The following is a 10,796-nucleotide window of genomic DNA, read 5'->3' as shown; positions in this document are numbered from 1 at the left end:
TGTATAGCAGTCTTTGCTAACAGGCGGTTTTTTTATATCAATCTCTCAAACTTTTTTACTATTTAAACCGGGCGATAACCTTTTCTAGTCTTTACGCCTATCAATCGCATTTCTTCTTTTAAGACAGAAACTTGATCTTTTAACTCTTTCCTACTTTCTTGAGGAGAATTTCCTATGCGTCCATAACGCGTGACAATATCAAATCCGTCCACGGCTATTTCCCAAAACTTATTACTGGAACCTTCTGAAAATTCATAACGCTTGAAGGTAAGATCGTCTTTAGAAGTTTCTTGTTTTCTAGCTTCTAGGGTAGTAGAAGTAGTTTCTTCTATTGTTTCGGATTCTTTAATAGATATATCTTCTGTGGTTTCCTCACTCTCAGTTTGTGATTCTGCTTCAAGTTCATTTTTGATTTCAGATTCATTTTCTTCCTCTTTTCCTTCTAACTTTTGCATGATCTTTTCTATCACACGTTCTGGTTGTTCTAACCAGTCTTTACTATAAACATGTTGCAATTTCCATCCAAATGCTTTTAAAACACTCGGTTTCTGGCAGTATTGTTCTAAAATATCATCAGTGCGGTAATGATTTGAACGATCTATTAAAATAGCAAGTAAGTAAGAAGAGGAGTCGCTTTGTTTTACTGCAAGGTCACATTTAAAGTGAGATTGACCTACAGCATCATCTACCTGATAACCTTTTTCTTCTAATAAAGTAGTGAGCTGCTGAATTATAGGTAATCGCTTTATTTTTTCTTCCTCGTCTTCGTGCAAGTGTAAGCTGTCTAGAACAGAGTTTGCAGCTGCAAGTTGCCCGTCCGAAATGTTTTTGGCATACTTTAAAAAACGCTTGAAGTAGTTAGCTCCTTCATTGTAATCGTTTTTAATATGTTCTGATTGAATAGAAGAAACGACTATCATGTTTTGTTTTGCTCTAGAGAAAATAACATTGAGTCTTTTCTCGCCACCGCGTCTATTGATAGGTCCAAAATTCATAAACATTTTGCCTTTGTTATTAAAACCATAGCATATACTCATGATAATAATATCTCTTTCATCACCTTGGACATTTTCTAGATTTTTTACAAATAGACCTATAAATTGATCTTCTTCTGTACGCTGGAATTCTTCTTCTAGTAATCTTCCAAAATGTGGATACTCTAAAGCAAGTTGCTCCAGTTCTTCTTCTATAACACTTTGCTGAGCCATTGAAAAAGCTACTATCCCAATACTTTTTTTAATATCATTCAGTAAAAAGGTACGTACTAGATTTGCGATATATGCGGCTTCATCTTTATTAGTGCGTTTATGATATACAGCATTTTCTAAATAATGAAAACTTATACTTCTGTTCAAAATATTTGTAGGATCGATTTCTTGATCGGGATCAATTATAGGAGGCAATGGATCAATTCCAGCATTAGGAATACGACTGTCTGGAATAGTGAGTAGATTTCTTTTATAAAAAGCAGCATTACTAAAACTGATTAAACTCTCCCGACGGCTACGGTAATGCCAGCCTAACATGACAGAACTTAATTTACGAGCTCCTTGATTTAAAAGACTATCGGCGTCGAGATTGATACCAGTTCGTTCTTCTATTTCTTCTTCATCTTCTTCTTGATCTACAGCGTTTGAACTAAAAAAGTTAGTAGGTGGCATTTGCATCTCATCTCCTACAATAATGGTTTGATGGGTTCTAAATAACGATGGCACGCCTTCTTCTACGGTTATTTGAGAAGCTTCGTCATAAATAACAACGTCAAAAATAGAAGTGTCGATAGGCATAGAATCACTTACACTTAATGGACTCATTAACCATACAGGTTTTAATGTGGTCATGATATCTTGCGCATCTCCGGTTGCCAGTTCTCGTATGGATTTATAGCGCATACTCTTGCCAAATTCATTTTCTAAAATACGTCTAGACGCATTGTACTTTTTCTTAAGCTCTTTTTCTTCTTCAGTGAGTTGTGCAGCAACTGATTCTGTAATGCGTACCTTATTGAGAAATTGATCTCTAATTTTAGAACGTATGAAATCTACGTTTGAGTTGTAATAAGCATCTAGTAAAGAACTAATTTTCTGCACAGAATTAGACAGTCTATCCTCGCTAGACTGAGAGAATACAGGATCTTTTTCATAGATTTCTTTCACTGACTTGAATGCGGTGTGAAAAGCAATATCTTCTGTTTGCCAGTCTTTAACTCGCAAATTTTCTTGCATTGCAGGACTGGTTTTATGCAACTGTTTGATAAATGGAGTGAACAAGCCTAAGGTATGAACGCTATTTTTTGCAACTTGTAACTTTTGATCAAATACTGCTATTTCAGTGTTACCAAAATTGCAAAACAATTCCTCCAGCGCGCTGTATAGCGTTTCAAATCTGTTAGAAAAGTTTAATAAAGAACGCACGTAGCTGCTATAATCACTAGACAGCCATTTCTTGATAATAGCATCTGGCTCTCGTTGCTGTTCTTCAATCCAGGCATAATCTGTAAGGTAATCTTTCAATCCAAATCGTTGTGCAGCCTCATATCGCTGTTCTTCAAGTTCAGTAAGAGCAGTATATTCTTCATTTAATGTTCTAAGAACGCTTCCTATTTCTGGTACGATTTGATGCGCGCCAAAATTATAAGCTCCTTTTACCTGCTTTTTAAGTTGGTACCAACTTGGATTTAAAAATTTAAAGAAACTCCCGTCTAGTTTATTCCATTTTTCTAGAGCCGTTTGAGCATCTGTAGCGTTAAATTTTTGGGTCCATAGTTTGTTTTCTTCTACAAATCGCTCATGTAATTTCTTTTGTTTTTCAAGCTTGCGGTTGAGGTTATCTAGCTCTGATGCTGCAATGCTATTCTTATCAAAAATCCCCAAAGCATCTTTCTCAATGATATTGGATATTTTTTGAGCAAATTCAAACTCCTTTTTCCATGCATCTATAGATTGCTCTTCTACTTCCATACTTTGATTATCGAGCAACTCTATAAAACTATCTAGAGCAGCAGTCGCTACATCTATTTTTTCTAAAACGGCTGCTTTTGCATTAGGAGCATCTAATAATTTATTAGAAAGACCATTTAATGAATAATCGGCAATACTGTTTCCATGATTATTGAGCTTAATTTGCGCTATAAAATCGGTGATCCAAGTTTGATTTTCATTCCACTCTTTGTAAAATGGTAAGTAAATCAGCTCTCGATCAGACAGCAATTCTTTTTCTTGATAATATTGTATGAGCACTTGATATAGCTCATATAAAGGCGGTTCTCCATCTCGCATCTTATCGTGAAACTGCTCAATTCTAGACAAATGAGATTCTATTTCTTGGATGGTTTTTTCTCGCTTTCGCGAAAGCGAGACCGTATTCATATCCTTCTTCATAAAAGACTCATAAGTGTCTTTAAGATTCATGATAAAGGATTTTTTATCGGTTTGAGAATCGTGAATCAAGCAACATAACTCGTCTAGTTTTTTGTTCTTCAAACGGTGAAAAACAACATCGAGAGCAGCACGTTTTTCACAAACGAATAATACCTTCTGGTCGCGTGCAACATAATCTGCAATGAGGTTAGTAATGGTTTGTGATTTACCAGTTCCTGGCGGACCTTGAATAATATAATTCTCACCAGACCTTGCTTTGAGTACCGCTTGCGATTGAGTAGGATCTGATTGTATTATAGGATATAATTCTTCTAGCTTGGTTTTTTTATAACCTTCTAAGTTGATGTTTTTAGGCTGATCGCTAAAGAGTTCATCAAAGACCTCATCTTTAATATCTGCTTTTATGATTTCAGAATAATCTCGTACGAGACTCATCTTACGGTAATTAAAATTTCCTAGGGTAATATTACAGGTATCTACTTCCCACACCAGCGGATTCACTTCTCCATCATTATCAGTATGATAGAAACTGCGTCTACGTTCTGCTACGGCAAGATCAGAGTAAGGATTAATGTCCTCGTTGATGATATACTCTAACTCATTGTGTTTTTTGGCAATCAGATCATTGAAAATAGCAAGGCCTAATGGTTTGAGGTTATCGCTTTCATAGGAGTAATCATAATTACGAGTACTTAATCCTGAGTTGCGATTGTTAAGCTTGCGTTTTTTAAGTTTAAAATTGCGCTTAGCAATTTTATGAATGAGCTGTATTTTAGGCTGGTCGCGCCACTGGAGATCTATTCCAGTTCCACCTAGTGAAATTTGATTTCTAATACTTTGTACCAGATCTTCAACACTACTGGTTTCTAGATTAACAAAGTCAGGTAAATTGATGTCATAAAGATCTTTCAAGTAGTAACTTAATACGGGATTGATCTCAGCCTCAGTATCGTTAATGGTTAATTCATACTTGTCTTTTATTCCTTTTTTCTTAGTTAAAGAAACCGGTAACAATAACAGCGGTGAGCTGATGCGCTCTTCTTCACTTTCTTTAAAGTTATACCAGTGTAAAAAGGCTACAACAACTCTTAACTGATCAAAACCATACTCATTTTTACTTTTACGAGCTTCGAGCCTTAATTTATTAAGTGCAGGCGCTAGAAATCTATTTCTCCTTAAGTCCAGGTATTTATTAAGATTGACTTTTTTCTTGCTCACAAATTGCTGCTCAATGTGACTGCTCCAAAATATCAAGTCTTTCTCACTTATATTTTTATAATCCAGCAACATAGGGATAGAAGCTTCTGTGAGATTCATAAAGCTTCCTCTGTCATTAAAATACAGTAGTTTGTTTCTTTTAGAAATGTCAAATAGCCTACGTTTTAGCTTGTCGAGAATATAACTGCCTCGATCTGATAGATTGAGATTTCTAAAACCTTCGGTATCTGTAAGATCTACATAATTCTCCGGATTAAAATCTCTGTAATTTTTAAGCTTTGCAATTATTTCTTCTAGACTAGGAGCTCTATCTTCTCGATAAAGAGGCGTCATTTCTCTTATGACGTGGTGGATAGTAGGATGCAAATCTTTATTATAGAAATAAAGCCGTTCTCTATTTTCTATAAATTTTTTAAGCTCATCTTTATCTCTAAAATCAATGGCATATGCTACACTAGCCATTATAAAACCTAAAGTAAAAACCTCTGTCAGTGGATCGTAATGACCTGTAGCAAGATCCCAAGATTTGTAAAATGGCAAATAGACCGGTTTTGTAACTGGCTTATCTAAATCTTCTTGAATCGCTTGATCGTCAAAAATATTACGATCATAATCATCACCTTCTACTTTACTGATCTCGCTATAATTACCGCTTACTTCAACGGCATAACGTTGTGTAGGCTTAGTAAGTATTCTATTGGGACCTTTTTTAAATTCTTTTCCTTCAGAGTCTGTGACTAGAGTTCTACCATTATAATAAACATCATCTATAGAATAGATACCTAATACTTTATTGTGTGATCTCAAGAAGTGCGCTTTTTCTAGCAATGGTAATACTCGTGCTATAAAATCTTGAGTAGTACTACCACCATATTCTTTAAGCTCGTCTAGTAAGGCAAAGAAGCTTGCTTTATAATCACTCATCGTCGTAAATGCTATTATTTTGGTTTTCGGTCACTTTACTTAAATCTGCCACAGCATCTTCTTTGAGCTTTTTAAAATCTCTAATAGTCATTTTTAACTCTTTTCTTAGAATGCGCTCGTAATCTTCTTGAAGCTCCAGCAATTCTGCAATTTCTAAAGTATGTGCTAGCGGTAGTTTTTCTAAAGCGCTATCGATTCTAGAAAAATCTAGTAATACATAACATAAATAGCTCTTTGTACTAGGTGTGGTATGTTTTAGCCTTCGCGAAAGCGTGCTTATATCTACCTCATCACTTCTTTTAAACTCTGAGAAATATTGTTGTGCATGATTTGTTACTGCTGCAGAGTTCATCCACTGAGGTTTAAGAATGAGTTGTATGAAGTTTAAGGTAAGCTTTCTAGTTGCTTCTTGCTCAAAGATGTCGAGGCTATTGATATCCCATTTTCCTTCAATGAGTTGGTGCAGTTTTTCTTCGTAATCTTTTTCTTTGCGCGCTTTTAAATCAAGTGCAATACTTCTTATATAAGATTCTGGATGAGTGGTTTGATTTGTAGATTCTTCTTCCTGACTAATGATTTCTTTGGCCTGATCTAGGTAGCTTTGTGCGTTTACTTCAGCAAGTCCGGTATTTAACTTAATAAGCATCTGGATCACGCTATAATGTTCGCGACAGACTTTAAATGCGCCAGCGTCACAAAATAATTCAAGATACAATTGAAAAATACGAGCCGTCTCGATAATACTGTCCTCGCTTCGGGAATCATTTGCTAGAGCAAGCACTATACGTTGTGTAACTTCATAATCACCATCTTCTATTTTAAAAAACAGGTAGTGTGATAATTCATGAGCCACTAGGGCTTTGAGCTGTCGATCATCTAGTAATTGTAAAATGTTACCAGAAAAAACGATGTGCGCTTCCTTTTCAAGTATAGAAATACTGGCATTGAGCTGGATGCTATTGTTCTCTTGGTAAAATATGACTTGAGCATCAATATTTAATGTGCTGCATATTTCTCTGGCTATATTATATAAGGAACTGTGGCTATCTTGATCAAGACGATAGGTGTTTTTAAGTAAGTCCTTTTTGAAGGATTCTACTTGTTGAGTTTTGACCTTTTCGTCTTTGAACCATTGCCAGGTTTTCTTGCGGCTTTTTAAATGGTTACGTAATTTTCTATGGTATGCTAGCGGTTCTAAAACCGCATTTTGATCCATCGCAAGATCTTCAGTCATGTAGCTATTATTCAAAATCTAATACAGATTCTAAATTTAGGGATAACCTATGAGTTATTAATAAGAGGAACAAAGGTTTTTATACTGCTATCAATGTAATAACCTTACCACAATAGTGTTTCTTATTCTTCTTCTTCAGAATAATCTGGGTAAAGAAAGGAATTATAAGGAAAACGTTTTACATGAATCTCACGCACTTTATCATATACTTTCTTACGGAAATCTTCCATATTTTCCTTCTCAGTGGCAGAAATAAAAATGACGTCTTCTCCCATTTTTGCCATCCATGTTTCTTTCCACTCTTCTAAAGAATAATGAGCTGAGGTACGTTCTTCCATTAAATCTGTTTCGTCATAATCTTGCGCTTTATAAGCATCAATCTTATTAAAAACCATTATGGTAGGTTTATCAACAGCATCTATTTCACCTAATATTTTATTTACAGATGCTATGTGATCTTCAAAAGATTCATGAGATATATCTACCACATGCAATAGTAAATCAGACTCTCTTACCTCATCCAATGTAGATTTAAAGGATTCCACCAGTTGAGTAGGTAACTTTCTAATAAAACCTACAGTATCAGTAAGTAAGAAAGGTAAGTTTCTTATAACTACTTTACGTACCGTCGTGTCTAGAGTTGCAAAAAGCTTATTCTCTGCAAATACCTCACTTTTTGAAACTGCATTCATCAAGGTACTTTTACCTACGTTAGTATAACCTACTAGGGATACTCTGACTAGGGCGCCTCGATTGCCGCGTTGTGTTGCCATTTGCTTATCAATGGTAAGTAACTTCTTTTTAAGTAAGGTAATGCGGTCTCGTACAATACGTCTATCGGTTTCAATCTCTGTTTCTCCAGGACCGCGCATTCCTATACCACCTTTTTGTCTTTCAAGGTGTGTCCATAAACCTACTAATCGAGGTAAAAGATATTCGTATTGAGCAAGTTCTACTTGAGTGCGTGCATAACTTGTTTGTGCTCGCTGCGCAAAAATATCTAGAATTAGGTAGGTTCTATCAATGATTTTTGCCTCTAGAATTTTTTCTATATTTTTTTGTTGTGCTGGCGACAGCTCATCATCAAAAATGACAGTTCCTATATTGTTTGCTTTAACATAGGCAGCTACATCTTCCATTTTACCTTTTCCTATAAAGGTTTTAGGATTAGGTTTTTGCATTTTTTGGTGGAAACGCTTATGAACGCTCGCACCAGCGGTATAAGCTAGAAATTCTAGCTCATCCATATATTCATTTAGCTTTTCTTCATTTTGCTGTTGGGTGATGACACCTACAAGAATCGCTTTTTCGTATTCGTGATTTTCTAATTCTAACATAAAAGTTTTTGAATGTAAACAAAGATACTTTATTAGTTTAAAGAATAGTAATGTTTAATAATAGCTTAGGAAATGAATAAGGATGCGTATAACTTATTAAATGGATGTAATAAAGGAGATGAATTTGTAAAGGTCAAAATGTTACTTAAGACTAAAGGAAACCTATTCATAAAAAAAAGCCGTTTTACCTCAATAGTAAAACGGCTTTTAAAGGATATCAAGTTGATGGATATTACTTATTCAATAAAGCTTTTGCGTTTTCAATCGCTTCCATCGTTTGATCTCTTAGTTCTTTGATCTCTTCTACTTCTTGTTCTAGTGCAGGCAATTTTTCATCGATGGCTTCTTTAGTTTCTGGAGAAGGCTCACCATATGGAAACTTTTCAGAATAGTCCTTCATCCACGTCATCATACCGTCGTGAGATTTCGTTAATTCTTCTGCAACGATAGAACTTTGATTTGCATCTGATAATTCACCTGTCTCAGCTTTTTCAGTAATTTCTCCTTGCAACTCCATCAATTCGCCCATTTTAGGCATGATCTCGTCGTGTACTTCCATAGCTTCTGTCATTAAAGCGTCATAGGCTTCTATTTGGGTGGCAAGTGCTTTTTCTTCTGCGGTGGCTTCTTTTTTACAAGAAGTCAAAGTAAACATTGCTATTGCAATTATATAAAAAGTGTTTTTCATAATTTTTATTTCAGTTGTACAAAGATAAATGACATCATAAAACGCTCATTATTATTTTGAAATAAATTTTTACTTCATGTAATTCTGATCCGATTAGTTAGACTTACTTTTGGATCAATTGAAATAAAAACAGCATTTGTTTCCCATAGCTTTTCATCCTATTTACCAGCATCCTTTGCCAGAAGGACATCGTTTCCCGATGCTCAAGTACGAGTTGTTGCCGCAACAGTTACTTCATGAAGGAACAGCAATAGAAACAGACTTCTTTGAACCTAGCAAATTATGCAACGAAGTTGACGTGTTAAGAGTTCATACCGATCAGTATCTACAAGATTTAAAAGAATTAACACTAGATAAAAGAGCCGCTAGAAAACTAGGTTTTCCTCTTAGTGAGCAACTGGTAGAACGAGAATTGAGAATTGCACAAGGAACCATAGAAGGTTGTTTAAAAGCCTATGATTATCGAGTAGCTATGAATATTGCTGGTGGCACGCATCACGCTTATACAGATCATGGCGAGGCATTTTGTTTACTCAACGATCAAGCTATCGCTGCAAGATATTTACAATATCACGGTCTTGCTGAAAAAATATTAATCGTAGATCTAGACGTACATCAAGGTAATGGAACTGCCGAAATTTTTCAAAACGATGATAGCGTGTTCACTTTTTCCATGCAAGGTGCTGGCAATTATCCGTTTAAAAAGGAAGTTTCAGATCTAGACATAGCGGTACCAGATGGTTCTGAAGACGATTATTATCTTAACGAGCTAATAAACACGCTACCAGATCTCATCGCTCAAGAACAACCAGATTTTATATTTTATTTGTGCGGTGTGGACGTTTTAGAAAGTGACAAGCTCGGTAAACTAAGCATGACTCTAGAAGGTTGTAAAGAGAGAGATCGTTTTTCTTTATCCGCTTTCGCGAAAGCGAGAACAAAAACGAACGCTATGATCCCAGTGCAATGCAGCATGGGCGGCGGCTATTCTCCAGAAATTAAGACGATAATTGAAGCGCATGCCAATACGTTTAGGGTTGCGCGGTCTATTTTTAACTAAAAAAGTCGTACAAATTTGCACGACTCTATAGGTTTTAAGATAAATAAACTAAGGACTACTTAAGCCATCCTTTTTGACGAACACTTCGGGCAAAAAGCCACAATAAGATGGAGAGTACTGGTACTAGGATCAAGAAAAATTTATCTACTGTTGCCATCATGCTCCAGGCGTCTACTGTTATTTCATAAACACGGCATATAATTACCGCAATCAGTGATAGAAGTGCAAGTAATACCGCTTGTTTCTTTTTAAAAAGTAGTGCAATACAAGCAAATAGTCCAGCAAAAACTGCTACACCATATGCCCAAGTATACCAGCTAGGAAAACTGTTGTAGAATTCTATTTGCTCCTCGGTATATCCTTCCATCATCGCATCGCTACCTGCCATTGCTTCGGCACTCCATGCGCCTACGCCCATAAGATTCCATAAAAGAAAGAAAATTGCAACAATCCAAAACCACATTTTAGGTCGTGTAGAATAAGCCATATTTAAAATTTTAAGGTTAGGACTGTAAGTTAATAAAAAGTTAACAAACCGTTTATGGTTCTCTATAAATATCTGTTTTATGAGTGATTAAAATATGTTTCGAAAACGTTTGAAATATCAAAAAAAAATTAAATTGCACTAATCTAAACAGCCTTAATTATGAGCAACCGATCTATGAAACCTGAAAGCCTGATGATGTCTTATGGTTATAAACCAGAACTATCTGAAGGAGCTATAAAATGCCCTATTTTTTTAACCTCTACGTTTGTTTTTAAAAGTGCCGAAGAAGGTAAAGCTTTCTTTGAACTTGCTTATGGTAAAAGAGAAAAGCTTCCTGGTGAAGAAATGGGTTTGATTTACAGCCGTATTAACAATCCTGACCTTGAAATCTTAGAAAATAGATTGCGTTTATGGGATCAAGCAGATGATTGTGCTGTTTTTGAAAGTGGAATGAGCGCGATCTCTACT

At 35.5% G+C, this 10,796-nt stretch carries 7 protein-coding genes; 2 read left to right on the top strand and 5 right to left on the bottom strand.

The annotated features are described in order from the left end of the window. Window positions 1–62: 62 nt before the first annotated feature. The 4 genes from A9Q93_RS05740 to A9Q93_RS05725 all read right to left on the bottom strand — a co-directional run bounded on the left by A9Q93_RS05740 (window position 63) and on the right by A9Q93_RS05725 (window position 8,781). Window positions 63–5,522 (bottom strand): AAA domain-containing protein, encoded by a 5,460-nt coding sequence (locus A9Q93_RS05740; RefSeq protein ID WP_303686426.1) that lies wholly within the window; start codon window positions 5,520–5,522, stop codon window positions 63–65. After that, window positions 5,515–6,756: a M48 family metalloprotease gene (locus A9Q93_RS05735; protein ID WP_303686425.1), complete on the bottom strand. Its 1,242-nt coding sequence runs from the start codon at window positions 6,754–6,756 to the stop codon at window positions 5,515–5,517. The genes A9Q93_RS05740 and A9Q93_RS05735 overlap by 8 nt, the downstream gene beginning before the upstream one ends. Before the next feature lie 122 nt (window positions 6,757–6,878). Then, complete coding sequence (hflX, locus tag A9Q93_RS05730) at window positions 6,879–8,093, bottom strand: GTPase HflX (RefSeq protein ID WP_303686423.1); 1,215 nt, start codon at window positions 8,091–8,093, stop codon at window positions 6,879–6,881. Window positions 8,094–8,325: 232 nt separating this feature from the next. Further along, window positions 8,326–8,781 carry a hypothetical protein gene (locus A9Q93_RS05725; RefSeq protein WP_303686422.1) on the bottom strand — a complete coding sequence of 152 codons (456 nt, stop codon included), beginning with the start codon at window positions 8,779–8,781 and terminating at the stop codon, window positions 8,326–8,328. A 136-nt stretch (window positions 8,782–8,917) separates the two neighbouring features. On the opposite strand from A9Q93_RS05725, the gene A9Q93_RS05720 reads away from it, so the two are divergent. Further along, window positions 8,918–9,841: a histone deacetylase gene (locus A9Q93_RS05720; protein WP_303686421.1), complete on the top strand. Its 924-nt coding sequence runs from the start codon at window positions 8,918–8,920 to the stop codon at window positions 9,839–9,841. A gap of 55 nt (window positions 9,842–9,896) precedes the next feature. On the opposite strand, the gene A9Q93_RS05715 is transcribed toward A9Q93_RS05720, so the two are convergent. Further along, entirely contained in the window at window positions 9,897–10,328 is a 432-nt protein-coding gene (locus A9Q93_RS05715; RefSeq protein ID WP_303686420.1) for a hypothetical protein, read from the bottom strand. Window positions 10,329–10,487: 159 nt separating this feature from the next. On the opposite strand from A9Q93_RS05715, the gene A9Q93_RS05710 reads away from it, so the two are divergent. Next, window positions 10,488–10,796 (top strand): PLP-dependent transferase (locus A9Q93_RS05710; protein ID WP_303686419.1); only part of this gene is annotated, 309 nt, incomplete at its 3' end.

The organism is Nonlabens dokdonensis (assembly GCF_002162835.1).
In the GTDB taxonomy this organism is placed as follows: domain Bacteria; phylum Bacteroidota; class Bacteroidia; order Flavobacteriales; family Flavobacteriaceae; genus Nonlabens; species Nonlabens dokdonensis_B.
The sequence above is the reverse complement of the archived record's forward strand: the minus strand, read 5'-3'. Positions and strand labels throughout refer to the sequence as shown.

Excerpts from the sequence above, each read along its gene's own strand:
- A9Q93_RS05735 (WP_303686425.1), bottom strand. The coding sequence starts at position 6,756 with ATGACTGAAGATCTTGCGATGGATCAAAATGCGGTTTTAGAACCGCTA.
- A9Q93_RS05715 (WP_303686420.1), bottom strand. The coding sequence starts at position 10,328 with ATGGCTTATTCTACACGACCTAAAATGTGGTTTTGGATTGTTGCAATT.
- hflX (WP_303686423.1), bottom strand. The coding sequence starts at position 8,093 with ATGTTAGAATTAGAAAATCACGAATACGAAAAAGCGATTCTTGTAGGT.
- A9Q93_RS05725 (WP_303686422.1), bottom strand. The coding sequence starts at position 8,781 with ATGAAAAACACTTTTTATATAATTGCAATAGCAATGTTTACTTTGACT.
- A9Q93_RS05740 (WP_303686426.1), bottom strand. The coding sequence starts at position 5,522 with ATGAGTGATTATAAAGCAAGCTTCTTTGCCTTACTAGACGAGCTTAAA.